Genomic DNA, 23,366 nt, shown 5'->3' on the forward strand with positions numbered 1-23,366 from the left:
ATAAGACGAGGTTCATAATCTCTTACACCGCGCGAAACCGTCTTCACAGTGTTTTCTTAATCCGTGCCTCATAAAACTGCGCTTGCCTTGCTTGCGCCCGGACAGGGTTCCCAGACCCCCGGCATGCTCGCCGCCTGGCTCGAGCTGCCCGGCGCGGCCGAGCGGCTCGCGACGTGGTCGGAGATCAGCGGGCTCGACCTGGCCCGGCTGGGCACCACCGCGACGGCCGAGGAGATCACCGACACCGCGGTGACCCAGCCGCTGGTCGTCGCCGCGACCCTGCTGGCACACGAGGAACTGACCCGGCGCGGTCTCGTCGAAGGCAAGGACACCATCGTCGCGGGCCATTCGGTCGGGGAAATCGCCGCATACGCGATCGCCGGCGTGATCTCCGCCGATGACGCGGTGAAGCTGGCCGCCACCCGGGGTGCCGAGATGGCCAAGGCCTGTGCCGTGGAACCGACCGGCATGGCCGCCGTGCTCGGCGGGGACGAAGCCGACGTGCTCGCCCGCCTCGAGGCGCTGGATCTGGTGCCGGCCAACCGCAACGCCGCGGGACAGATCGTCGCCGCCGGTGCGGTCGCCGCGCTGGACAAGCTCGTCGAGGATCCGCCGGAGAAGGCGCGGGTGCGCAAGCTGGCCACCGCGGGCGCCTTCCACACCCACTACATGGCCTCGGCTCTCGACGGGTACGCCGCCGCGGCCGAAGGTGTAACGACCGCCGAGCCGAATACGACGCTATTGTCGAACGCCGACGGTCAGCCGGTGGCCTCTGCCGCCGACGCCATGACCAAGTTGGTGGCGCAGATGACCCGCCCGGTGCGCTGGGACCTGTGCACCGCGAGCATGAGGGAACGCAACGTCACCGCGATTGTCGAGTTCCCGCCCGCAGGGACGCTGACCGGCATCGCCAAACGAGAACTTCGGGGAGTGCCGACGCACGCCGTCAAGTCCCCCGCTGACCTGGACGGGCTTGCAGAGCTCTGACGGGCACCCCGTTCCCGGCTTGCCGGGAAGTACAACCGCATAACGCACGTCAACCAAAAGAAGCAGTACCAACCAACTAGAAGGAGCCATCGTGCCCGCCACTCAGGAAGAAATCATCGCCGGTCTCGCCGAGATCATCGAAGAGGTCACCGGTATCGAGCCCTCCGAGGTCACCCCGGAGAAGAGCTTCGTCGACGACCTGGACATCGACTCGCTGTCGATGGTCGAGATCGCCGTTCAGACCGAGGACAAGTACGGCGTGAAGATCCCCGACGAGGACCTCGCCGGGCTGCGCACCGTCGGTGACGTCGTCGCCTACATCCAGAAGCTCGAGGAAGAGAACCCCGAGGCCGCTGCTGCCATTCGGGCGCAGATCGCGGAGAACAAGTGACCAGACCTTCCACTGCTAACGGCGGTTTCCCCAGCGTTGTGGTAACCGCCGTAACGGCGACGACGTCGATCGCGGCGGACATCGAGAGCACTTGGAAGGGCCTGCTGGCAGGCGAGAGCGGAATCCGGGAACTCACCGACGATTTCGTCACCAAGTGGGATCTGCCCGTGCGTATCGGCGGGCATCTCGTCGACTCGGTGGACGACCACATGACGCGGCTCGACATGCGCCGGATGTCCTACGTCCAGCGGATGGCCAAGCTGCTCAGCGGCCAGCTCTGGGAGGCGGCGGGTACCCCCGAGGTCGACCCGGACCGCTTCGCCGTCGTCATCGGCACCGGTCTGGGCGGCGGCGAGAAGATCGTCGAGACCTACGACGCGATGAACGAGGGCGGCCCCCGCAAGGTGTCGCCGCTGGCCGTGCAGATGATCATGCCGAACGGTGCGGCCGCGGTCGTCGGGCTGCAGCTGGGAGCCCGCGCAGGCGTGCTCACCCCGGTGTCGGCCTGCTCGTCGGGCTCGGAGGCCATCGCCCACGCGTGGCGTCAGATCGTCATGGGTGACGCCGACATCGCGGTGTGCGGAGGCGTCGAGGGCGGCATCGAGGCGCTGCCGATCGCGGCGTTCTCGATGATGCGCGCCATGTCGACCAACAACGACAATCCCGCGGGCGCGTCGAGACCGTTCGACAAGAACCGGGACGGCTTCGTGTTCGGCGAGGCCGGCGCGATGTTGGTCATCGAGACCGAAGAGCACGCGAAGGCCCGCGGTGCCAAGCCGCTGGCTCGGCTGCTCGGCGCGGGCATCACCTCGGACGCCTATCACATGGTCGCGCCCGACCCCAACGGTCAGCGCGCGGGCCACGCGATGAAGCGTGCGATGGAGACGGCGGGCTTGGAGCCCAAGGACATTCAGCATGTCAACGCGCACGCCACGGCCACGTCGATCGGTGACATCGCCGAGGCCAACGCGATTCGCGTCGCCGGCGTCGAACATGCTGCGGTGTACGCGCCGAAGTCGGCGCTGGGCCACTCCATCGGCGCGGTCGGCGCGCTGGAGTCCGTGCTGACGGTGCTCACGCTGCGCGACGGCGTCATCCCGCCGACGCTCAACTATGAAACCCCGGACCCCGAGATCGATCTCGATGTCGTTGCGGGCGAGCCTCGATATGGCGACTACCAGTACGCCATCAACAACTCGTTCGGGTTCGGTGGACACAATGTCGCCCTGGCATTCGGGCGTTACTGAGCTACGGAAGGAAGCATCGGAGCTGTAATGGCAGGGCAGGAACCGTTGACTCGGCTCGCTACGGGGGCTGGGTTCCCCGACGTTGTCGTCACTGGAATCGCGATGACGACCTCCGTGGCGACCGATGCCGAGGGCACCTGGAAAGCGTTGCTGGAGGGGCGCAGCGGGATCCGTAGGCTCGAGGATCCGTTCGTCGAACAGTACGACCTCCCGGTGCGTATCGGCGGCCACCTGCTCGAGGACTTCGACTCCGAACTCACGCGCGTCGAACTTCGACGGCTGTCATACCTGCAGAAGATGTCGACGGTGCTGAGCCGGCGGGTGTGGGAACACGCCGGCTCACCCGAGGTCGACACCAGGCGGCTGATGGTGTCGATCGGGACGGGCATGGGTTCGGCCGAAGAACTCGTCTTCGCCTACGACGACATGCGCGCCAAGGGCATGAAAGCGGTGTCGCCGTTGGCGGTGCAGAAGTACATGCCCAACTCCCCTGCCGCTGCGGTGGGTCTGGAGCGTGGCGCCAAAGCCGGTGTGATCACCCCGGTCTCGGCGTGCGCTTCGGGGTCCGAAGGCATCGCCCACGCCTGGCGCAACATCGTGCTCGGTGAGGCCGACATCGCGATCTGCGGTGGCGTCGAGTCCAAGATCGAAGCGGTGCCGATCGCCGGCTTCGCGCAGATGCGCATCGTGCTGTCCAACACCAACGACGACCCGCCGGGTGCGTGTCGCCCGTTCGACAAGGACCGCAACGGTTTCGTGTTCGGCGAGGGCGGCGCGCTGATGGTCATCGAGACCGAGGAACACGCCAAGGCGCGCGGGGCCAGGATCCTGGCCCGCATCATGGGTGCCAGCATCACCTCGGACGGCTACCACATGGTGGCCCCCGACCCCAACGGTGAACAGGCCGCACACGCGATGACCCGCGCGATCCAGCTGGCCGGCCTTTCGCCGACCGACATCGACCACGTCAACGCGCACGCCACCGGCACCTCGGTCGGTGACGTCGCCGAAGGCGTGGCGATCAACAATGCGCTCGGCTCACACCGGCCCGCGGTCTATGCGCCCAAGTCGGCGCTTGGCCACTCGGTCGGGGCGGTCGGCGCGGTGGAGTCCATCCTCACCGTGTTGGCGCTGCGCGACGGCATCGTGCCGCCGACGCTGAACCTGAAGAATCAAGACCCCGAGATCGACCTGGATGTCGTTGCAGGTGGAGCTCGGCCTGGAAATTACCGGTACGCGATCAACAACTCGTTCGGATTCGGTGGGCACAACGTCGCGCTCGCCTTCGGGAAGTACTGACACACTACAGCTCGAGGGCGCACGCCGACATCCGCTGCGCTACAGGAGGTTTCGATGACGATCATGGCGCCTGAGGCGGTCGGCGAATCGTTGGATCCCCGCGATCCGCTGCTTCGTTTGAGCACCTTCTTCGACGACGGCAGCGTCGAGTTGCTCCACGAACGCGACCGCTCCGGTGTCCTCGCCGCGGCGGGCACCGTCAACGGCGTGCGCACCATCGCCTTCTGCACCGACGGCACCGTCATGGGTGGCGCCATGGGGATGGAGGGGTGCACCCATATCGTCAACGCCTACGACCAAGCGATTGAGGAGCAGAGCCCGATCGTCGGCATCTGGCACTCGGGCGGGGCGCGGCTCGCCGAGGGGGTCAAGGCCCTGCACGCGGTCGGCCTGGTCTTCGAGGCGATGATCCGGGCGTCGGGCTACATCCCGCAGATCTCGGTCGTCGTCGGCTTCGCGGCGGGCGGCGCGGCGTACGGACCCGCGCTGACCGACGTCATCGTGATGGCCCCGGAGAGCCGGGTCTTCGTCACCGGCCCCGACGTGGTGCGCAGTGTGACCGGCGAGGACGTCGACATGGCGTCGCTGGGTGGACCCGACACCCACCACAAGAAGTCCGGCGTGTGCCACATCGTCGCCGATGACGAACTCGACGCCTACGAGCGCGGCCGCCGGCTTGTCGGATTGTTCTGGCAGCAGGGCCATTTCGACCGGGCCAAGGCGGAAGCCGGCGACACCGACCTGCACGCGCTGCTGCCCGAGTCCCCGCGGCGCGCCTACGACGTGCACCCGATCGTCGAGGCGTTGTTGGATGACGACGCGCCGTTCGACGAGTTCCAGGGCAAGTGGGCGCCGTCGATCGTGATCGGCCTCGGCCGGCTGTCGGGCCGCACCGTCGGCGTCATCGCCAACAACCCGCTGCGCCTCGGTGGCTGCCTGAACTCCGAGAGCGCCGAGAAGGCAGCACGGTTCGTGCGCCTGTGCGACGCGTTCGGCATCCCGATCATCAACGTCGTCGACGTGCCCGGCTACCTGCCCGGGGTGGACCAGGAATGGGGCGGCGTGGTGCGCCGCGGCGCGAAGCTGTTGCACGCGTTCGGCGAATGCTCGGTCCCCCGAGTCACGTTGGTGACGCGCAAGATCTACGGCGGTGCCTATATCGCGATGAACTCGCGGTCGCTGGGCGCGACGAAGGTGTTCGCGTGGCCCGACGCGGAGGTCGCGGTGATGGGCGCCAAGGCCGCGGTCGGCATCCTGCACAAGAAGAAGCTGGCCGCCGCGCCCGAGCACGAACGCGAGGCGCTGCACGAGGAACTGGCCGCCGAGCACGAACGGATCGCCGGCGGGGTGGATTCCGCGATCGAGATCGGCGTGGTCGACGAGAAGATCGACCCGGCGCACACCCGCAGCAAGCTGACGCAGGCGCTGGCCGAAGCGCCCGCCCGCCGCGGCCGCCACAAGAACATCCCGCTGTAAGTGTGTTTTCTCGCCGAAAGGGACATTTAGGCGGGAAAGTGCGAGTGAAATCCGCCATTTCGTCGATCCCGGCGGGTCCCGGAGCGGGTTCCGGGTTAGCGCGGGGCGTCAGCGCGCCGAGATCACGAACTCCTCGGCGACCGCTTCGGCGCGGTCGCGGTCGGCCTTGACCAACCCGATGCGGGTGCGACGGTCGAGGATGTCGTCGGCGGTCAACGCCCCTTCGTGCGTCACCGCGTATTCGAACTCCGCCCGGATCACGTCGATCCCGTCGGCCACCGGGTCGGTCGGCCGGTCGCAACTGGCCGCCGCGATGACGTTGGGCGCCTCCGCGCCGTAGCGGGCGGCCAGCGAACTCGGTATCTCGACCGGCGTGCGCAGCGTCGCAACGGGATTCGACGGGGCGCCGACAAGCGGGAGGTTACGGGTGCGGCACCGCGACGCCGTCAACCCCCGCAGCGCGACCGCGCGGTCGAGGACGTCCTCGGCCATGTAGCGGTATTCGGTCAGCTTGCCGCCGATGATGCTGATGGCACCCGACGGCGACTCGCTCACCGCATGCTCACGCGACACGTCTGCCGTGCGGCCCGCACCCGTGTCGATCAATGGCCGCAGACCGGCGTACGCCCCGATCACGTCGGCGGGCCCCACCGAGATCTCCAACGCCGTGTTCACCGTGTCGAGCAGGAACGAGATCTCCTGCGGAGTCGGTTCGGGCACATCGGGAATCGGGCCCGGCGCATCCTCGTCGGTGAGCCCGAGATAGATACGGCCCAACTGCTCGGGCATCGCGAACACGAAACGGTTGATCTCGCCGGGGATCGGAACCGTCAGCGCCGCAGTCGGATTGCCGAACGTCGCGGCGTCGAACACCAGATGCGTTCCGCGGCTGGGCCTTAACTTGATCGACGGGTCCACCTCGCCGGCCCATACCCCGGAGGCGTTGATGACGGCTCGGGCGGTGACATCGAAGGACTCCCCGGTCAGTTGATCGGTCAGTGTCGCCGTCGTGCCCGTGGCGTTGGACGCCTCCACCCGGGTCAGGATCCGCGCGCCGTGCTGCGCGGCCGTGCGGACCACCGCGGTCACCAGTCGCGCGTCGTCGATCAACTGCCCGTCGTAGGCGAGCAACCCGCCGTCGAGGCCGTCGCGGCGCACGGTCGGGGAAAGCTCGATCGCGCGCTGCGCGTCGATCCGGCGCGACCGCGGCAACACCGACCCCGGGGTCCCCGCCAGCTTGCGCAACCCGTCCCCGGCGAGAAACCCGATCCGCACCAAAGCTCGCGACGCGGTGTTCATCGACGGCAACAGCGGAACCAGTTGCGGCATGGCGCTGACGAGATGTGGGGCGTTGCGGGTCATCAGGATTCCGCGTTCGAGCGCGCTGCGCCGCGCGATGCCCACGTTGCCGGTGGCCAGGTAGCGCAGGCCGCCGTGCACCAGCTTCGAACTCCAGCGACTGGTGCCGAAGGCCAGGTCGTGCTTTTCGACCAGCGCGACGCTCAGGCCGCGCGTCGCCGCGTCCAGCGCGATGCCCGCTCCGGTGATGCCGCCACCGATCACCAGCACGTCGAGTGCCTCCCCATCGGCCAGCGCGGTGAGTTCGGCGGTGCGCCGGGCGGCGTTGAGAGCCGTTGAGCCGGTCACGGTTTGAGGTATCCGTTCAGGCAACGGGCCAGCTCTTCGGCCAGCGTGTCGGCATCGAGGATGGGTGCGACAATGCGTCCGGACTGAATCGTCGACTGGGTGATCAGCAGGCACATCGCGGCGAGTTGGCGCGGATCACCGTCGCGGACGCTGCCCTCTTCCTGGGCCAGCTTGATCTCGCCCGCGACCGCGTCGAGCAGGATCTGCTGGCTGGTGCCCAGTCGTTCGGCGATGTAGACCATGGCCAGTTCCGGTGCGCTGTGCAGCACCGACATCACCACGTCGTCCTGGCGCAGGCGCTGCGCGACGGCCACGATGCGGTCGACCAGCGCCTGCCGCCCGACACCCTCGGCGGGCACGTCGTCGAGCACGGCGACAATCCGGGAGGTCAGCAGCGCGGCCAGGATCGAATTCGTGTCGGGCCAACGTCGATACACCGTCGGCCTGCTCACCCGCGCCCGCCTGGCGATCTCGGCCAAGGTCACCCGGTCGATTCCGTACGCCCTTACGCAGTACGCCGCCGCTTCGAGGATCCGGTCCCCGATCGACGACATATCGTTACTGCTTGACATCATATGTAATACTGTAACGCATGACGCGTCGCGATGACCACCCGGCCGCACTGCTCCCCCCGATGAAGTGGAACGCCTGGGGGGATCCCGCCGCAGCCAAACCGTTGTCCGACGGGATTCGGTCACTGTTGGAGCAGGCCCTCGGGGTGACCCCGTCGACGGTGCCCGAACCGACAGCCGACGAGGTGCGGTTGCGTCCGTCGACGCTCTCCGACGCCGACCGCGCCGGGCTCTCTTCGATCGTCGGCGCCGAATACTGCAGCGTCGACGACCGCGGACGGCTGCTGCGCGCCGGCGGCAAATCTACGCTGGACCTGTTGCGGCGCAAGGATTCCGGCGAGCAGGATGCCCCCGACGCCGTGGTCATCCCCGGCTCCGAGGACGAGATCACCTCGATACTGCGGTTCTGCGCCGAACGCGGCATCGCGATCGTGCCGTTCGGCGGCGGCACCAGCGTGGTCGGCGGCCTCGACCCCCTCCGCGGCGACTTCGCCGCCGTCGTCTCCCTGGATCTGCAGCGGCTGAACCAGCTGCATTTCCTCGACGAGATCTCCGGTGAGGCCGAACTCGGGGCGGGCACCACCGGACCCGACGCCGAACGCCTGCTCGGCGAACGCGGCTTCTCGCTCGGTCACTTTCCGCAGAGCTTCGAATACGCCACCATCGGCGGATTCGCGGCCACCCGCTCGTCCGGGCAGGGCTCGGCAGGCTACGGCCGGTTCAACGACATGGTGCGCGGGCTGCGCATGGCCACCCCTGCCGGCACGCTCGAACTGGGCCGCGCCCCCGAGTCGGCGGCCGGCCCCGACCTGCGCCAGCTGATGATCGGGTCCGAGGGCGTGTTCGGCATCATCACCCGGGTGCGGGTGCGTGTTCACCCCGTGCCGACCGCCACCCGCTACGAAGCGTGGTCGTTTCCCGACTTCGCGACGGGCGCCGACGCGTTGCGCGCCGTCGTGCAGACCGGTACCGGACCGACCGTGATCCGGCTGTCCGACGAGGCCGAAACCGGCGTCAACCTCGCGACCACCGAGAAGATCGGCGAACAGCAGATCACCGGCGGATGTCTGGCCATCACGATGTTCGAAGGCACCGAGGCCCACGTCGAAAGCCGTCATGCCGAAACCCGCGCGGTGCTGAAGGCCGCCGGCGGCACGTCGTTGGGCGAGGAGCCCGCCAGGGCCTGGGAGCACGGCCGGTTCAGCGCGCCGTATCTGCGGGACTCGCTGCTATCCGCTGGTGCACTGTGCGAGACGCTGGAGACCGCCACGAACTGGTCGAATGTGCTGGCGCTCAAGGCCGCGGTGACCGAGGCGTTGACGGCCTCACTCGCCGAATCCGGCACACCCGCGCTCGTGCTGTGCCACATTTCGCATGTGTATCCCACCGGCGCGTCGCTGTACTTCACCGTCGTCGCCGCGCAGCGCGGCAACCCGATCGAACAGTGGCGCAAGGCCAAAGCGGCCGCCTCGGATGCGATGATGCGCACCGGCGGCACGATCACGCATCACCACGCGGTCGGCGCGGACCACCGGCCCTGGATGCGTGACGAAATCGGCGACCTCGGCGTCGCGGTGCTGCGGGCCGTCAAGGCCACGCTGGATCCGGCGGGAATCCTCAACCCGGGCAAGCTGATTCCATGACGGTGGGCAGCCGCGTCACGATGCTGACCAACCCGGCGTCCGGGCATGGCAGCGCACCGCATGCCGCCGAACGCGCGGTCGCACGGCTCCACAAGCGCGGGGTGGACGTCGTCGCGATCGCCGGCACCGACGCCGAGCACGCCCGCCGCCTCGTCGAAGGCGCGCTCGAGCGCGGCATGGATGCGCTCGTGGTGGTCGGCGGCGACGGCATCATCTCGCTGGCGCTGCAAGTGCTCGCCCAGACCGACATCCCGCTCGGCATCATCCCCGCCGGCACCGGCAACGACCACGCCCGCGAATTCGGCATCCCCACAAAGGATCCGGAGGCTGCCGCCGACGTCATCGTCGACGGTGTCGCCAAGACCATCGACCTGGGACGCATCAAGGGCGCCGACGGCACCGACAAGTGGTTCGGCACGGTCATGGCCGCCGGGTTCGACTCCCTGGTCACCGACCGGACCAACCGGATGAAATGGCCGCACGGCCGCATGCGCTACAACCTCGCGATCGTCGCCGAACTGTCCAAGCTGCGGCTGCTGCCGTTCCGGATCACGCTGGACGGGCGCGAGGTGGACACCGAGCTGACGCTGGCGGCCTTCGGCAACACCCGAAGCTACGGCGGCGGCATGCTGATCTGCCCGGACGCCGATCCGACCGACGGGCTGCTCGACGTCACGATGGTCGCGTCGGCGTCGCGCACGAAGCTGATCCGGCTGTTCCCCACCGTGTTCAAGGGCACCCACGTGGACCTGGACGAGGTGCAGACCGCGCGGGCCCGCACCATCACGGTGGACTCACCGGGGATCAACGCCTACGCCGACGGCGAGTACGTCTGCCCGCTGCCGGTCGAGGTCACGGCGGTGCCACAGGCGCTACGAATTCTGACGCCGCCGCGGTGACCAGCGCCCCACCGCTGGCCAGGAAGAGGAACTACCCGACGCCGCGGCTGAGCCAGCTGACCTCGGCGCCCTCGCCGCCGTCGCGGAACGGCTCGAGCGCCTCGTCCCACGCGGTGCCCAGCACCGAATCGAGTTCGGCGGCGAGCATGTCGGCGCCCTCGGCCATCAACGCGCGCAGCCGCATCTCCCCGACCATGACGTCGCCGTTGGCGCTCATCGGCCCGCTCCACATGCCCAACTGCGGGGTGTGACACCAGCGGTGCCCGTCCACGCCGGCGCTCGGATCCTCGGTCACCTCGAACCGCAGCACCGACCACGAGCGCAGTGCACTTGCCAGCGCAGCCCCGGTCCCGACCGGGCCGATCCAGTTGGTCACCGCGCGCAGCTGGCCGGGCATGGCCGGCTGCGGGGTCCACTTGAGATTCGCCCGGGCTTGAAGGGTCGACGACAACGCCCACTCGACATGCGGGCACACCGCCGCGGGTGAGGCATGGATGTACACCACGCCGGTCGTCGCGTCGGCGAACTGATTCGCTGCACGCATCTGCTGCTCCTTCGGCTCCACGAGGGACGTCTTCCCCAACGACCTGGCAGAAACCGAATGACTTGCAGATATGTATGTGTCGTGCGTGTCTATTGTGCCTTGTGTGACCCCTGTTGCGCTAGTCTGCGCGGAATTCTCTCAGCACTTCATCAGACAGCGCCGGCCACAGCGAATACGCCCACTCGCCGAAGTCGCGGTCGGTGAGCACCACGAGGGCGAGATCGGCCTCGGGATCGACCCACAAAAACGTCCCTGACTGGCCGAAATGGCCGAACGTGCGGGGCGAGTTGGCCGACCCGGTCCAGTGCGGCGACTTGGTGCCGAGAATCTCGACACCCAGCCCCCAGTCGTTGGGCCGCTGCACCCCGAACCCGGGCAACACGCCGGGCAGGCCGGGAAACTGCACGCTGGTGGCCTCGGCGTGCATCTGCGCGGACACAGTCACCGGGCGCAGCAGGTCGACGGCGAAAGCGGTGAGGTCGGCCACCGTGGACGTCGCCCCGAACCCGGCCGCCGACGCGCCGCCGGTCAGCGCCGTGGCGCTCATGCCGAGCGGCTCGAACACCGCCTCGGTGAGGTACTGCCCGAACTCGATGCCGGAGGCCCGCTCGATCGTCTCGGCGAGCACCTTGAAGCCGTAATTGGAGTACACCCGGCGGGTGCCCGGCTCGGCCATCAGCTCCGCGGAGTTCATCGAGTAACCGCTCGCATGCGCCAGCAGATGGCGCACGGTCGAGCCTGGCGGGCCCGCCTCGATGTCGAGTTCGACGGCGCCCTCTTCGACCGCGACGTGCGCCGCGCGCGCGACCAACGGCTTGGTGACCGACGCCAACCGGAACTGCTGCCCGCCGTCGCCGTGCTCGGCGAGCACCCCGGAGGGGCCGACCACCGCGGCGGCCACCGTGGCCACCGGCCAGTCGGCAAGAGCAGTCAGCGCGGCCATCGCGCGCAGCTTACTTGCGGGCGAGGTAATACAGGTTGATCGGGTCGGATTCGATCTCGCGCACCTGCACGTCGGTGAACCCGGCGTCGGCGAGCATCGACTCGGCGAGCTGACGGCCCCAGCAGGTGCCCAGCCCAGCGCCGTCGAGTCCCAGCGACACGCTCATACAGTGCATCGTCGACACCGTGTACATATAGGTGGCGAACGGGGCACCGACGTTGTCCTCCAGCCGGCTCGACGCCTTGATGTCGACCATCAGCAGATGGCCGCCGGGGCGCAGCGCACGGTGAATGTTCTCCAGCACCTTGGCGGGCTGGGCCTGATCATGGATCGCGTCGAAAACGGTGATGACGTCGTAGCTTTCGGTGTGATCCAGTTCGGCGACGTCGGCGGCGAGGAAGGTCGCGTTCGACAGGCCCAGTTGCTGGGCCTCGGCGCGGCCGACCCCGAGTCCCTCTTCGGAGAAGTCGATTCCGGTGAACCGGCTGGCCGGGAACGCACGCGCCATCACGTTGATGGCATGGCCGCTGCCGCAACCGATGTCGGCCACGTCGGCGCCCGCACGCACCAGCTCGGGGAGTCCGTCGGCCATCGGCAGGATGACGTCGACGAGCGCCGCGTCGAACACCTCACCGCTCTCCTCGGCCATCAGCTGGTGAAAGCGCGGGTATTCGCTGTAGGACAGCCCGCCGCCGGTGTGGAAGCACCCGATGATCTTCTGTTCCACCTCGGCGAGAAGCGGAATGAACTGTGCGACGCGGGCGAGGTTGTCGGGTCCCGCGGCGCGGGTCAACACCGCCGCGCGGTGCCGGGGCAGCGTGAACGTGTCAGTGGCCGCGTCATAGTCGACGACCTGCGCCGCCACCACCCCGCCGAGCCACTCGCGGACATAGCGTTCGTTGAGCCCTGCGGCGTCGGCGATCTGCGCGCTGGTGGCCGGAGGCAGCTGAGCCAACGTGTCCCACAGCTTGGTCTGATGGCCGATCGACAACAGGATGGCCAGGCTGGCGCTGTCGATCGCGCCCACGATGCGCTCTGCGAACTGTTCGGCGGTGTCGGCGGCCGACCTGTCGGGCATTGTCGTCATGCGCAAACAGTAGGCCGCATGGCCGGTCGAACGCATGGGAAAACCATGCGAAACCGCGTTGCACGATCATGCGAATGATGTCGGCGGGTTCCTACAACGGGTTGTTGTCGTGCGCCCACGCCAGCGCGGCGGTGCGCGACGATACTCCGAGTTTGGCGTAGATGTCGGCCGCGGTGGCGGTATCCGCGGCGGCCGTCTCGTGGTCGCCGAGCGCCTGATGCGCCAGCGCCATCCATTCATAGACCTGCGCGATCTCGTAGCGGCACTGCTGGGTCCGGTACTCCCGCAGCGCGTCCTCGAGCACGTCGAGCGCCGCCGCGTGCTCACCGCGTCGCACCAGCACGGCGCCCCGCGCATGCGCCGCCCATGCCCGAAAGCCTGGTGTGCCGAACGCGGCTGCCCCCGATTCCAACTCCTCACAATGCATTTCGGCCTCGTCGACGTCGCCACGGGCCAGGGCCACCTCTACCGCGCCGCGCAGCATCGACATGCGGTCCAACCGGTTCAGGCCGGCAAGCGCCACCCGAAGATCCGTCCATGCGGTGTCGCCGTCGCCGGTGCGGCAGCGCAGCAGCGCCTCCCCCGGCTGCGGCTCGACGCCGAGCATGCGTGCCCTGCCGAACGCCGCGAAGGCGCCGTCGTCGTCGCCGCGGCGGCGACGCACCTCACCGAGTTGGTAGTAGCCCTCTCCCGCCGCCCAGCTGTTGACCTCCTCCAGAGCTCGGCTCGCCATGACGAGCCGGCTCTCGAGCAGGCGAAGGTCCTCGGTGGCAGCCTCAACCTGTAGCCGGTGGACGTCGCAGACCCCGCCGTACGTGGCCGATCCGGCGAACTCGTTGCACCACCGCTCCATGGACTGCGTCCAGGCCCGCATGCGAGGCAGATCGGCCAGCCGATGGCAGTGATGCAGCACGGTGCGGTAGATGTCGCCGGCCCACTCCAGCGGCACCTCGTCGGCCAGCACGGGCAGCATCGCCTCGTCGATGAGCCCGTACGCCTCGGTCATCCTGCCGTCCAGCATCGCCTCCAGCCCCTCGGCGACGTGACACAGCGCGGCCAGCGCGGGCGAATCGACCTGCGCGCACAACCTCCGCAGTTCGGTAACCCGCGGCCCGATCAAGGCGGTGTCGCGGTTCATCACGGCGACGACGGCGTCCAGATAGGCCAGGTATCCGTGGGTCGGGCCGACGGGTTCGCCGTCGAGTAGACGCCGGGCGCGGTTCATCCAGCCCTGGCCGATGTTGACGTCGCCGCGGGTGAGCCAGGCCAGCGCGACGTCGACGGCTTTCATCGCCGCCGACGGCGGGTCGGTGCGGGCCAGCTGGGTGAACACCCTCTCGGCCACCCGCAACGACTCCTTGCCGCGCCCGAGACGCCAGGCCGCCGACGCCATCGCCTCCAGGTCGTCGACGCCCAGCGACGTGTCCTCGGCCACCTGCGCGAACGCTTCGTAGGCCGCGCGCCAGTCGCGGCGGACATGTGCGGTCCTGGCCGCGATCAGAAGTTCACTTGCAACGTCGAGTCGGCTGACCATGTCTGTTCGGACCTACGGTATCGCGCCTCAGACCAGTTCGACGGACCGTTTGGCCAGGCCCATCCAGTAGCCGTCGATCATCTGGTGCGCGGGCCGGCCGGGGTCGGAGGAGGCGCCCAGCGCGACGAACAGCGGCGAGAAGTGCTCGATCGTCGGATGTGCGTACGGCATGCCCGGCGCGCGGTGGCGGAAGTCGATCAGCGCGTCGACGTCGCCGGAGGCGAACGACTCGGCGGCCCACGCGTCGAACTCGGTCGACCAATCCGGCGGCACCGCGTCCGACGACCAGTCGTCGAGGAACGGCAGCCCGTGCGTGGTGAAGCCGGAACCGATCAGCAGCACGCCGTCGTCACGCAGCGGGCGCAGCCGTTCGCCGAGTGTCATCAACCGTTGCGGATCCAGCGTCGGCATCGAGATCTGCACGACGGGGACGTCGGCGTCGGGATACATCACCGTCAACGGCACGTAGGCGCCGTGGTCGAGCCGGCGGCGCGGATCGTGGCGCACTGGTTCGTCGGCGGGCATCGCGGCTTCCACCCGCGCCGCCACGTCGGCGGCGCCCGGTGCGTCGTAGGTGACCTCGTAGTAGCGCGGCGGGAATCCCCAGAAGTCGTAGGTCAACGGCGTCTGCGGCGACGTCGACCCGATGGTCAGCGGCGCGGACTCCCAGTGCGCGGAGACGACGAGGATCGCCGTCGGACGCGGCAGCTCACCGGACCAGGCACGCAATTGCGACACCCACAACTCGTCGTCGACGAGCGGAGGTGCGCCGTGCGACAGATACAGCGCGGGAAGCATGCTCCCCAGCCTCGCACTTCGGCATCGCCACCGCCGCCCGATAGGTTGGATGCATGAGTCAAACGGTTCGTGGTGTGGTTTCGCGGAAGAAGGGTGCGCCGGTCGAGTTGGTGGATGTGGTCATCCCCGATCCCGGCCCGGGCGAGGTGGTGGTCGACGTCACCGCCTGCGGTGTGTGCCATACCGACCTGACGTACCGGGAGGGCGGTATCAACGACGAGTTCCCGTTCCTGCTCGGTCACGAGGCCGCCGGCACGGTGGAGTCGGTCGGTGAGGGCGTCACGAACGTCGCCCCAGGCGATTTCGTGGTGCTGAACTGGCGCGCGGTCTGCGGGCAGTGCCGGGCCTGCAAGCGCGGCCGCCCGCACCTGTGCTTCGACACCCACAACGCGGCGCAGAAGATGACGTTGGCCGACGGCACCGAGTTGACGCCCGCGTTGGGCATCGGTGCGTTCGCCGACAAGACGCTGGTGCACGAAGGTCAGTGCACCAAGGTCGATTCCGCCGCCGATCCGGCGGTGGCCGGGCTGCTCGGCTGCGGTGTGATGGCCGGCATCGGCGCGGCGATCAACACCGGCGGGGTCAGCCGCGACGACACGGTGGCCGTGATCGGGTGCGGCGGTGTCGGTGACGCCGCGATCGCCGGTGCGGCGCTGGTCGGCGCCAAGCGGATCATCGCGGTGGACACCGACGCCAAGAAGCTCGACTGGGCGCGCGAGTTCGGCGCCACCCACACGATCAACGCGCGCGAACTGGACCCCGTCGAAACGATCCAGGACCTCACCGACGGGTTCGGCGCCGACGTGGTGATCGACGCGGTCGGGCGGCCCGAGACCTGGAAGCAGGCCTTCTTTGCCCGCGATCTGGCGGGCACGGTGGTGCTGGTGGGTGTTCCGACGCCGGAGATGACGTTGGAGATGCCGCTGGTCGACTTCTTCTCCCGCGGCGGCTCGTTGAAGTCGTCGTGGTACGGCGACTGCCTGCCCGAACGGGACTTCCCCAACCTGGTCAGCCTGTATCTGCAGGGCCGGTTGCCACTGGACAAGTTCGTCACCGAACGCATCGGCATCGGCGACATCGAGGAGGCATTCCACAAGATGCACAACGGCGAGGTGCTGAGATCCGTGGTGGTTTTCGACCGATGAGCGCTTGCGCGAAGAGGAGACAAGACCGATGAGCGCTTGCGCGAAGAGGAGACAAGGATGAACGGCGGGCCGATTCAACGGGTGGTCACCAGCGGGACGTTCGAACTCGACGGCGGCAGTTGGGAAGTCGACAACAACATCTGGCTCGTCGGCAACGACAGCGAGGTGCTGGTCTTCGACGCCGCCCACGACGCCGAGCCGATCCGCGCCGCGGTCGGAAACCGGAACGTGGTGGCGATCGTGTGCACGCACGGCCACAACGACCACATCACCGTCGCCCCCGAGCTGTCCGCGGCGCTCGACGCACCGGTGCTGATGCACCCAGCCGACGACATGCTGTGGCGGATGACCCACCCGGACAAGGACTTCCGCACCGTCGCCGACGGCGACACCCTGACCGTCGCCGGCATCGAGCTGCGCGCCCTGCACACCCCGGGTCACTCGCCGGGTTCGGTGTGCTGGCATGCCCCCGAACTCAACGCGGTGTTCAGCGGCGACACGCTGTTTCAGGGCGGTCCCGGCGCGACGGGCCGGTCGTTCTCCGACTTCGGAACGATCCTGGAGTCCATCTCGGGCCGGCTCGGGAAGCTGCCCGGCGAGACCGTCGTCTACACCGGGCACGGCGATTCCACCACGATCGGTGACGAGCTGGTCAACTACGACGACTGGGTGGCGCGCGGGCACTAGTCCCGATTGTCGAGGATACGGCGCTTCTCGGCCTGAAATTCCTCTTCGCTGAGCGCCCCCGAGTCGCGCAGCCCCGCCAGCGTCCTGAGCTGCTCGAGCCGGATGCCCTGGTCGCTCGGCGCTTGGGTGTGCGGCGTGTCGACGGGAGCCACCTGGTCGGGCTCCAGGGGGCGGGCCCGCTTGGCGGCGCGGATCGACCAGATCACCGACGGAATCAGCAGCACCGCCCCGGCCGCGGCGAGGCCGCCGAACACCCACAGCAGCCAACCGTGGCTGCTGCCGTGGCCGAACGCCAGCCGCGGGCTGATGTAGCCGTTGACGTCGCCGTCGGTGGTGACCTGATAGGTGCCGTCCTCGGCGATCCGCGCCGTCCACACCCGCACATGGGTGTCGTTGTTCACAGTGGTTGTGCCGCCGATGCTTTCGATGACCACCGGATCGGGCGCGCCCTCGGGCGGTTTGATGCTCAGGCTGATCTGGGGTACGGGAAAGCCGCTCGTGGGCCGTCCCGTGATCTCGGTGTGAAAACTGACGGTCACGTCACCCTCGGGCAGCCGCATGTCCCCCGAACCCGGGATCGTCACCTCGCCGTATGCGTCGTAATCGTCGAGCACGAAAGTGTTGAGGACCAGCGTCGCGATGACGCCCGCGATGCCGACCACCAGGGCCAGGGACGATGCGACGACAGCGAGGCGCGGGCCGAACCTTCCGCTCATGGGCGAAGTCTGTCACGGCGACGGCGGCGAAGACTACGGTCGTGGTGTGAACCGTGCGCATGTGTCGGACGTCGCGGTGCCTGAGTCCAGCCCCGTCGTGCGTCCCGAACCGATCGAAAGCGAGTCCTACACCGCGAGTTCGCGTCTGCAGGCCGCCGGTTTGCGTCCGGCGATCGCGCTGTTCGAGACGGCCGCCTCGGAGGTGCCGTTGCCCGCCGCGCCGCAACCCATCGTCATCGCCGACTACGGGGCGGCCACGGGCCACAACTCACTGCTGCCCATCTGCTCGGCCGTCCGCGCCATCCGCAAGCGGACCCGGCTTGACCACTCGGTGCTGGTGGCGCACACCGATGTGCCCAACAACGATTTCTCGGCGCTGTTTCGCACGCTGACCGAGGACCCCGACAGCTATCTGCACGAGGACGCCAACACCTTCCCCACCGCGGTCGGCCGATCCTTCTACGAGCAGATCCTGCCGACCAGCAGCGTGCACCTGGGCTGGAGTTCCTGGGCGGTGCAGTGGCTCCGACGCGTTCCGGCGCCCATCCCCGACCACGTGCACATGGCCTACAGCGCCAGCGACGACGTGCGCGCCGCCTACGCCAAGCAGGGCGCCGACGACTGGCTGGCGTTCATCGCGTGCCGGGGCAGGGAGTTGCGCCGCGGCGGCCGGCTGGTGGTCATGACGATGGGCGTCGACGACGCCGGTGAGTTCGGTTACCGCCCGCTGCTACAGGCGTTGGTCGACGCCCTCAACGAGTTGGCGGGCCAGCAGGTGATCTCCGCCGACGAGGTACACCGCATGTGTCTTCCGATCGTCGGGCGCAGCAAGGCCGACTTCGTGGCGCCGTTCGCGCCGAAAGGCCGGTTCGAACAGCTCGAGATCGAACACCTCGAGGTGTTCGACGCCGAGGACCGGTTCTGGAACCAATACCAATCCAACTCCGACTCCGCGCTTTTCGGCAGGCAGTGGGCCGCGTTCCTGCGCGCGGCGGTGCTTCCGACGCTGGCTCGTGCGCTCGACGGCGGCCTGGCCGATCCCCGGGTAACGGACTTTTTGGACCGCATGGAGGCCGGCGTGGCCGAGCGGATCGCCGCGGCGCCCGAGCAGATGCAGATCCCGATGGCACATCTGGTGCTGACCAAGCGGCCGAAGGTGCACTGAGGATCAGCGGAGCGCGCCGTCAGGGACCCGGCGGCGGTTCGGGCAGTTGCGGCGCGGGCACCCACGGCAGCCCCGGGATCGTCGGGTACGGCGGCGTCGGGCTCCACGGCGGCGGCTCCGGCTCCGGCGCGGGTGAGGGCGCGGGCTCCGGCGGCGGCTCGGGTGTGGTGGGTTGCGGTTCCGGGGTCGGCTCCGGGGTCGGCTCTGGGGCCGGCGGCGGCGCGGTGACCGTCTGGGTCACCGGCGGCGGTGCCTGTCGGGTGACGATGCGCGGCGGCGGTGGTGGCGTCGGCGTCGGCGTCGGCGGTGGCTCCGTGGTGGCCGGCCTCGGTGTGACGGTCATTGGTTCGGTAGTCGAGGCGGGCGACGGGGCCGAGTCGCCGCGGATGACGAACAGGACGGCCGCGGTCAGCGCCGCCAGCAGGGCGATCACGCCGAGGCTCGCCGCGACAGCGGGTTTGCGGTACCACGGCAGCGGGGCCGGTGGAAGGTCGTCCCAGGACTCGTGGTCGAACTGCATCGGCGGGCGCGGTTCGGCGGCACGCCCGGGAACGACCGGATAGTCATACTGATCGGCCGTCGGCACCTCCGGAATGTCCTCGGCGTCCGACCAGGCCAGCGCCCCGACGGTGCCCTCCTCGGGGGGCGGCGCCTCGGGCGGCGGCGCCTCGGGCGCCATGGCGGTCGCGGCGGCGGCAGCTGCGACGTCGGGGGCGGCCGACATGGACGTCGCGCCCTCCTCGACCGTCCCGCGCACGGCTGCCAGGCCTCCGCCGATGGCGGCTGCCAGCTCGGGTTGGCCGATGGTGACGACCGGCACCCGGAAGCGTTCGGACAGCGCGGTGGTGACGAACGGAATGCGCGCCCCGCCGCCCACCGACGCCACGGCGGCAAGGTCGGCGTTGTGAATTCCGTTGCGTTCCAACGTCTCCTGTAGCACGGCCGTGAAGTCGTCGACGGGTTGCCGGATGGCTTCGTCGAGTTCGTTGCGGGTGACCCGGACCTCGCTGCGGTGCCCGGGTAGTTCGGCGACCAGGGTGGCGACGGCGGCGGTGGACAGTCGTTCCTTCGCGCCGCGGCACTGCGCACGCAGCCGGGCCAGCGACCCGATCGCCGACGTCGACGTCAGGTCGATGGTGCCTGCCGCGGAGAGGTCCTCGATGACGTGGGTGAGCAGCGCCTGGTCGACGAGATCACCGGACAGGTCGGGATGTCGCACCGTCGCGCCGAGCGGTGCGTAGCCGTTGGCCGCGTCGACCAGGGTGATGCTACTGCCGGAGCCGCCGAAATCGCACAGCGCGATCACCCCGCGGACGGGCACACCGGGATCGTCCTGCAGCGCGGTCAGCGCCGCCGTCGCATCGGAGATCACCGGTGCGGGCTTGGGCTGCCGGAATTCGGGAATCGCGGCCAGCGCGGTGCGCAACGCGTCGACCGAGGCGGCAGGCCAGTGCGCGGGATGCGTCACGGTGACCGGCCCGGAGGGCACCCGACCACCGCCGACGGCGTAGAGCATCGCGCGCAATGCGTCGGCCAGTACGACGTCGGCGCGGTGGGTGGTGCCGTCGGCGGCCACGATCCCCACCGGGTCGCCGACGCGGTCGACGAAGTCGGTGAGGATCAACCCGCGCTCGTTGAGCCGCGGGTTCTGGCTGGGAACCCCGACCTCGGGGGGCCGGTGGGGGTAGCGCGTCAGGACCGGTGACCGCAACACCGCGGTCCGGCCCACTACCACGGCCGCCAGGTTGGTAGCCCCAACCGACAGCCCTACGCCGTCAGACATGGTTTCCCGTCTCGGTGGAAAATCTATCCGGATATCAAGCCGTTGGGGCGAGGTTAACGTTTCTCAGCGGATCGTCCCCACCCCGGGGATCAGCGGCAGGTCCAGCGCGGTCACCCAACCTGGGGAAAGGTTGTTGACCGCGGGTACGGCGTTGAGCGCACGCAGACCGGTGGCCAGACACCCCGCGGCGGCCGCGTCGCGTCCCGATCCGTCGGTGAACCGAAACGCGGTCTCCTGGAAGATGCTGGGTGTGCCGTCGATCTCGACGCGGTAGACGTCGTTCTGGTTGCCCGACGGCCAGTCCGGGGCGGCGTCGTTGCCGATCCGGTTGACGTGTTCGAGCTGAATTCGGGTCTGTCCCTGGTAAACACCGTTGATGGTGAAACGCACCGCCGCGACGTTGCCGGGCTCGATGATGCCCTTGGCGGTCTTGCGTTCGGTCGGCGTCACCCACTTGTCCCATGTCGTGGTGATCTCGTCGAGCATGATGCCCGCGGCGTGAGCGATCATCGGAACCGTTGCGCCCCAAGCGAATACCAAGATATCGGGGTTCTCCAGCAGCGGCCGGTATTCCGGCGGCTTACCGATGCCCATCTCGCGGTCGTAGTCACCGGTGTAGTCGGTGTAGTCGAGCAGTTCGGAGGCGCGCACCTTTCGGACCTCCGAGCACAACCCCATGAGCGTCATCGGAAACAGGTCATTGGCGAACCCGGGGTCGATGCCGGTGGTGAAGCACGACGACTCCCCCAGCTCGCACGCCTGGGTGACGGGTTCGATCCAGTTCGGTGGGTTCAGGTGCATGCTTGGCCACACCCACGGCGTCATCGCCGTCGAGCAGACGTCGAGACCCGCCCGCAAGAACCGGGTGATCAGCGCGATGTTGTCGTCGGCGTGCGCCGCGGTGGGGCCACGCTCTACACCTTAGGCGCCGGCCCACTACACCCGCGAGCAGACGCCAAGACCCCCTGAATCCGGCGGGTTTGGGGGTTTACGCGTCTGCTCGCGCAGGATCGGCTACAGGTCGATCGGATCGAACGGCGTCTCTGTCTCGGTGGTGTCGCGCAGCGCCCCCTTGAACTGCATTGCGCGGTAAGGCCATCCGGCCTCGGTGTGCCACTGCGACACCACCAGGCCGAACCCGCCTTCGACGTCGAACCGCGAGCCGGGCAGCAGGTAGCCGCCGTAGAGTTGCGCGACCTCGTTGTTCCGGTGGTTCTCGCCGGACCACGCCGAGCCGACAACCGGGGTCTGCAGGGGTGTGGTGTGCATGTTGGCGACAGGCGAGTCGACGACGCGGTAGCCGAGCGCGTACGCGGAGGCCAGAAACCCGCCGAGCACCCATTTTCCCTTCGCGAGGCGGCGAAACGTCAGCTCGCCCCATTTCTCGCCGGCCGGTGTGATCGGGGTGGCCGAGGCGCCCCACTGCCAGCGGCCGTCGGTGAATCCCCAACTCACGTAGCGGGTCCTGTCGCCGATGTGCTCGGGCCGCACCCGCATCAGAACGATGCCTTTGTCGCGCTGGAACCCGGTGGCCGTCACGTACACCCAGCCGTCGTCGGGATCGTGGTCCCACGACCAGCACTGGGCGTGACCGGTGTGCAGGTCAGCGGGAAACTTGGCGTTCTCACCCATATGCGTCCAGGACACCCCGCTGTCGTCGGAGCGCCAGATCTCGGTCCAGATCACGTTGCCGAAGCCGTGATTGACGATGGCGTGCAGATAGATCGAGTCGCCGACCCGCAGCAGGTCGGACGGAATGACGGTGCTGATGCCGCCGCGACTCCACCCACTGGAGGCGCTGTCGTGGACGTAGTGCCACAGTTGGCGGGCGTAGTCCGGGTCGTCGCCGCCGGCGCGCTCATAAACGACCTCGTGGTTGGCGTCCCCGGTGCCGATCAGCACGACGGGCGAACGCCAGTCGCCCTGACCGACCGTGGCGCCGGAGAACGTGTCACCGAACACCGAGACCAGCTTGCCGTTGGGCGCCAGCACCGACGCGCCCAAGTCGGTGCCGGTGACGCCCCAGCGGTCGGTGCGGCCTGGTCCCGTCAGGTCGACGACCTTGCCGTTGCGCAGCGGCAGGGCGGGCCGCTCGGTGGTGCGCCGCAGACCATGGCCCGCGGCTCGGCCGATCGACGGTTGGTCCGACAACTCAGCAGCAGCTCAGAAACAACGCCGCAGCCCGCCCGGCTCGCAGATCAGCGGATACTGGTCGACGGGGATGGCCAGCGGCCGGTTGAACGACATCGTCAGCGGCACTACGACCATCGCGGCCTGCTCACCGCACACCGCGCCGTGGATCACCTTCATGGTGCCCACCCAGCTGTAGGGGTCGAAGGAGTAGATCGTCTGCTGCGGCGCCTTGGAGCCGTCCGGGCAGACCTTGCCGTCGATCGTGTCGTAGTCGAACTGCCACCGGCCGCCGACCATGACGGCCTCGGCGCCCGTCTGGCCTTTCGGTGTGATCTTCAGCTTGCATCCGACCGGAAGCAGCAGCGGTTCACGCAGGTCACCCACGACCGGAACGCACAGCGGAAAGATCTCCCATTCGGTGCTGGCTTGACCGTCGATGTCGACGTTGTAGACGCCCTCGGGCACGCCCGGCGCCTTGACGTCGCCCTGCGCCTGGGCGGGCGCGGCCAGTCCGAGAGCCGTCGCAGCGCTGATCAGGGCCACCCCGAGCCCACGGAGAAGTCTCACGATGTGCACCCCTTCAACCCAGCGTCTCGGACGTCGAACCGCGTCGAGTATGTCAGTGTGAACAGGGCCCCGTCACCTGTTTCACCGGCCCCCGTTTGCGGGA

At 68.7% G+C, this 23,366-nt stretch carries 21 protein-coding genes and 1 pseudogene; 10 read left to right on the forward strand and 12 right to left on the reverse strand.

Annotated elements, in window-relative coordinates:
- The first annotated feature begins 87 nt into the window (after positions 1–87).
- The 5 genes from MELE44368_RS01500 (at position 88) to MELE44368_RS01520 (ending at position 5,400) form a co-directional block, all read left to right on the forward strand.
- Positions 88–987 carry an ACP S-malonyltransferase gene (locus MELE44368_RS01500; RefSeq protein WP_206613650.1) on the forward strand — a complete coding sequence of 300 codons (900 nt, stop codon included), beginning with the start codon at positions 88–90 and terminating at the stop codon, positions 985–987.
- A gap of 91 nt (positions 988–1,078) precedes the next feature.
- Positions 1,079–1,378, forward strand: coding sequence for a meromycolate extension acyl carrier protein AcpM (gene acpM, locus MELE44368_RS01505; protein ID WP_046754639.1), 300 nt, complete (start codon positions 1,079–1,081; stop codon positions 1,376–1,378).
- Positions 1,375–2,625 carry a 3-oxoacyl-ACP synthase KasA gene (gene kasA, locus MELE44368_RS01510; protein ID WP_128106836.1) on the forward strand — a complete coding sequence of 417 codons (1,251 nt, stop codon included), beginning with the start codon at positions 1,375–1,377 and terminating at the stop codon, positions 2,623–2,625. Before acpM ends, kasA begins: the two co-directional genes overlap by 4 nt.
- Before the next feature lie 27 nt (positions 2,626–2,652).
- Positions 2,653–3,924 (forward strand): 3-oxoacyl-ACP synthase KasB, encoded by a 1,272-nt coding sequence (gene kasB, locus MELE44368_RS01515; protein WP_128106837.1) that lies wholly within the window; start codon positions 2,653–2,655, stop codon positions 3,922–3,924.
- 54 nt (positions 3,925–3,978) lie between these two features.
- Complete coding sequence (locus MELE44368_RS01520) at positions 3,979–5,400, forward strand: acyl-CoA carboxylase subunit beta (protein WP_128106838.1); 1,422 nt, start codon at positions 3,979–3,981, stop codon at positions 5,398–5,400.
- A 108-nt stretch (positions 5,401–5,508) separates the two neighbouring features.
- Here the strand turns inward: MELE44368_RS01520 and MELE44368_RS01525 are convergent, their stop codons facing one another.
- Entirely contained in the window at positions 5,509–7,047 is a 1,539-nt protein-coding gene (locus MELE44368_RS01525) for a glycerol-3-phosphate dehydrogenase/oxidase (protein ID WP_128106839.1), read from the reverse strand.
- Positions 7,044–7,622, reverse strand: a complete 579-nt coding sequence (locus MELE44368_RS01530; protein ID WP_128106840.1) for a TetR/AcrR family transcriptional regulator — start codon at positions 7,620–7,622, stop codon at positions 7,044–7,046. The genes MELE44368_RS01525 and MELE44368_RS01530 overlap by 4 nt, the downstream gene beginning before the upstream one ends.
- Positions 7,623–7,681: 59 nt before the next feature.
- Between MELE44368_RS01530 and MELE44368_RS01535 the strand changes: the two genes are divergently transcribed.
- Together MELE44368_RS01535 and MELE44368_RS01540 are read left to right on the forward strand one after the other, a co-directional pair.
- Positions 7,682–9,262, forward strand: a complete 1,581-nt coding sequence (locus MELE44368_RS01535; RefSeq protein ID WP_206613651.1) for an FAD-binding oxidoreductase — start codon at positions 7,682–7,684, stop codon at positions 9,260–9,262.
- On the forward strand, positions 9,259–10,161 hold the full coding sequence (locus MELE44368_RS01540; protein WP_128106842.1) for a diacylglycerol kinase: 903 nt from the start codon (positions 9,259–9,261) through the stop codon (positions 10,159–10,161). Before MELE44368_RS01535 ends, MELE44368_RS01540 begins: the two co-directional genes overlap by 4 nt.
- A 31-nt stretch (positions 10,162–10,192) precedes the next feature.
- On the opposite strand, the gene MELE44368_RS01545 is transcribed toward MELE44368_RS01540, so the two are convergent.
- The 5 genes from MELE44368_RS01545 to MELE44368_RS01565 all read right to left on the reverse strand — a co-directional run bounded on the left by MELE44368_RS01545 (position 10,193) and on the right by MELE44368_RS01565 (position 15,067).
- Positions 10,193–10,705, reverse strand: a complete 513-nt coding sequence (locus MELE44368_RS01545) for a DUF3145 domain-containing protein (RefSeq protein ID WP_046754068.1) — start codon at positions 10,703–10,705, stop codon at positions 10,193–10,195.
- Between the two features lie 118 nt (positions 10,706–10,823).
- Complete coding sequence (locus tag MELE44368_RS01550) at positions 10,824–11,648, reverse strand: serine hydrolase domain-containing protein (protein WP_128106843.1); 825 nt, start codon at positions 11,646–11,648, stop codon at positions 10,824–10,826.
- Positions 11,649–11,658: 10 nt separating this feature from the next.
- Complete coding sequence (locus MELE44368_RS01555; protein WP_128106844.1) at positions 11,659–12,735, reverse strand: class I SAM-dependent methyltransferase; 1,077 nt, start codon at positions 12,733–12,735, stop codon at positions 11,659–11,661.
- A gap of 91 nt (positions 12,736–12,826) precedes the next feature.
- The gene (locus MELE44368_RS01560) at positions 12,827–14,269 is read right to left on the reverse strand and encodes a tetratricopeptide repeat protein (protein WP_128106845.1); all 1,443 of its coding nucleotides are present in this window, start codon (positions 14,267–14,269) and stop codon (positions 12,827–12,829) included.
- A gap of 27 nt (positions 14,270–14,296) precedes the next feature.
- Positions 14,297–15,067 (reverse strand): dioxygenase family protein, encoded by a 771-nt coding sequence (locus tag MELE44368_RS01565; protein WP_409366090.1) that lies wholly within the window; start codon positions 15,065–15,067, stop codon positions 14,297–14,299.
- Positions 15,068–15,120: 53 nt separating this feature from the next.
- Between MELE44368_RS01565 and MELE44368_RS01570 the strand changes: the two genes are divergently transcribed.
- Entirely contained in the window at positions 15,121–16,212 is a 1,092-nt protein-coding gene (locus MELE44368_RS01570; RefSeq protein ID WP_128106847.1) for an S-(hydroxymethyl)mycothiol dehydrogenase, read from the forward strand.
- Positions 16,213–16,269: 57 nt separating this feature from the next.
- Positions 16,270–16,899, forward strand: coding sequence for an MBL fold metallo-hydrolase (locus MELE44368_RS01575; RefSeq protein WP_128106848.1), 630 nt, complete (start codon positions 16,270–16,272; stop codon positions 16,897–16,899).
- Here MELE44368_RS01575 and MELE44368_RS01580 read toward each other — a convergent pair.
- Complete coding sequence (locus MELE44368_RS01580; protein ID WP_128106849.1) at positions 16,896–17,615, reverse strand: SHOCT domain-containing protein; 720 nt, start codon at positions 17,613–17,615, stop codon at positions 16,896–16,898. The genes MELE44368_RS01575 and MELE44368_RS01580 overlap by 4 nt on opposite strands.
- A 76-nt stretch (positions 17,616–17,691) precedes the next feature.
- Here MELE44368_RS01580 and MELE44368_RS01585 point away from each other — a divergent pair, with 76 nt between their 5' ends.
- Entirely contained in the window at positions 17,692–18,780 is a 1,089-nt protein-coding gene (locus MELE44368_RS01585) for a class I SAM-dependent methyltransferase (protein ID WP_128107005.1), read from the forward strand.
- Between the two features lie 19 nt (positions 18,781–18,799).
- Here MELE44368_RS01585 and MELE44368_RS01590 read toward each other — a convergent pair whose 3' ends face one another.
- From MELE44368_RS01590 to MELE44368_RS01605, 4 genes and pseudogenes are all read right to left on the reverse strand, one after another.
- Positions 18,800–20,563, reverse strand: a complete 1,764-nt coding sequence (locus MELE44368_RS01590; RefSeq protein ID WP_128106850.1) for an Hsp70 family protein — start codon at positions 20,561–20,563, stop codon at positions 18,800–18,802.
- A 63-nt stretch (positions 20,564–20,626) separates the two neighbouring features.
- Positions 20,627–21,481, reverse strand: a pseudogene (locus MELE44368_RS01595) (dihydrodipicolinate reductase); the annotation flags it as partial.
- A gap of 96 nt (positions 21,482–21,577) precedes the next feature.
- The gene (locus tag MELE44368_RS01600; protein ID WP_128107006.1) at positions 21,578–22,645 is read right to left on the reverse strand and encodes a glycoside hydrolase family 183 protein; all 1,068 of its coding nucleotides are present in this window, start codon (positions 22,643–22,645) and stop codon (positions 21,578–21,580) included.
- A gap of 81 nt (positions 22,646–22,726) precedes the next feature.
- Positions 22,727–23,263 carry a hypothetical protein gene (locus tag MELE44368_RS01605; RefSeq protein ID WP_128106851.1) on the reverse strand — a complete coding sequence of 179 codons (537 nt, stop codon included), beginning with the start codon at positions 23,261–23,263 and terminating at the stop codon, positions 22,727–22,729.
- Positions 23,264–23,366: the final 103 nt, after the last annotated feature.

Source organism: Mycolicibacterium elephantis DSM 44368, from assembly GCF_004014805.1.
GTDB classification, from domain to species: Bacteria; Actinomycetota; Actinomycetes; order Mycobacteriales; family Mycobacteriaceae; genus Mycobacterium; species Mycobacterium elephantis.

Bases quoted from the DNA above. Each gene is read 5' to 3' on its own strand.
- MELE44368_RS01565 (WP_409366090.1), bottom strand. From the start codon at position 15,067: ATGCTTCCCGCGCTGTATCTGTCGCACGGCGCACCTCCGCTCGTCGAC.
- MELE44368_RS01545 (WP_046754068.1), bottom strand. From the start codon at position 10,705: ATGCGTGCAGCGAATCAGTTCGCCGACGCGACGACCGGCGTGGTGTAC.
- MELE44368_RS01555 (WP_128106844.1), bottom strand. From the start codon at position 12,735: ATGACGACAATGCCCGACAGGTCGGCCGCCGACACCGCCGAACAGTTC.
- MELE44368_RS01540 (WP_128106842.1), top strand. From the start codon at position 9,259: ATGACGGTGGGCAGCCGCGTCACGATGCTGACCAACCCGGCGTCCGGG.
- MELE44368_RS01575 (WP_128106848.1), top strand. From the start codon at position 16,270: ATGAACGGCGGGCCGATTCAACGGGTGGTCACCAGCGGGACGTTCGAA.
- MELE44368_RS01560 (WP_128106845.1), bottom strand. From the start codon at position 14,269: ATGGTCAGCCGACTCGACGTTGCAAGTGAACTTCTGATCGCGGCCAGG.
- MELE44368_RS01590 (WP_128106850.1), bottom strand. From the start codon at position 20,563: ATGTCTGACGGCGTAGGGCTGTCGGTTGGGGCTACCAACCTGGCGGCC.
- MELE44368_RS01580 (WP_128106849.1), bottom strand. From the start codon at position 17,615: ATGAGCGGAAGGTTCGGCCCGCGCCTCGCTGTCGTCGCATCGTCCCTG.
- MELE44368_RS01535 (WP_206613651.1), top strand. From the start codon at position 7,682: ATGAAGTGGAACGCCTGGGGGGATCCCGCCGCAGCCAAACCGTTGTCC.
- MELE44368_RS01550 (WP_128106843.1), bottom strand. From the start codon at position 11,648: ATGGCCGCGCTGACTGCTCTTGCCGACTGGCCGGTGGCCACGGTGGCC.
- MELE44368_RS01530 (WP_128106840.1), bottom strand. From the start codon at position 7,622: ATGATGTCAAGCAGTAACGATATGTCGTCGATCGGGGACCGGATCCTC.
- MELE44368_RS01570 (WP_128106847.1), top strand. From the start codon at position 15,121: ATGAGTCAAACGGTTCGTGGTGTGGTTTCGCGGAAGAAGGGTGCGCCG.
- MELE44368_RS01520 (WP_128106838.1), top strand. From the start codon at position 3,979: ATGACGATCATGGCGCCTGAGGCGGTCGGCGAATCGTTGGATCCCCGC.
- kasB (WP_128106837.1), top strand. From the start codon at position 2,653: ATGGCAGGGCAGGAACCGTTGACTCGGCTCGCTACGGGGGCTGGGTTC.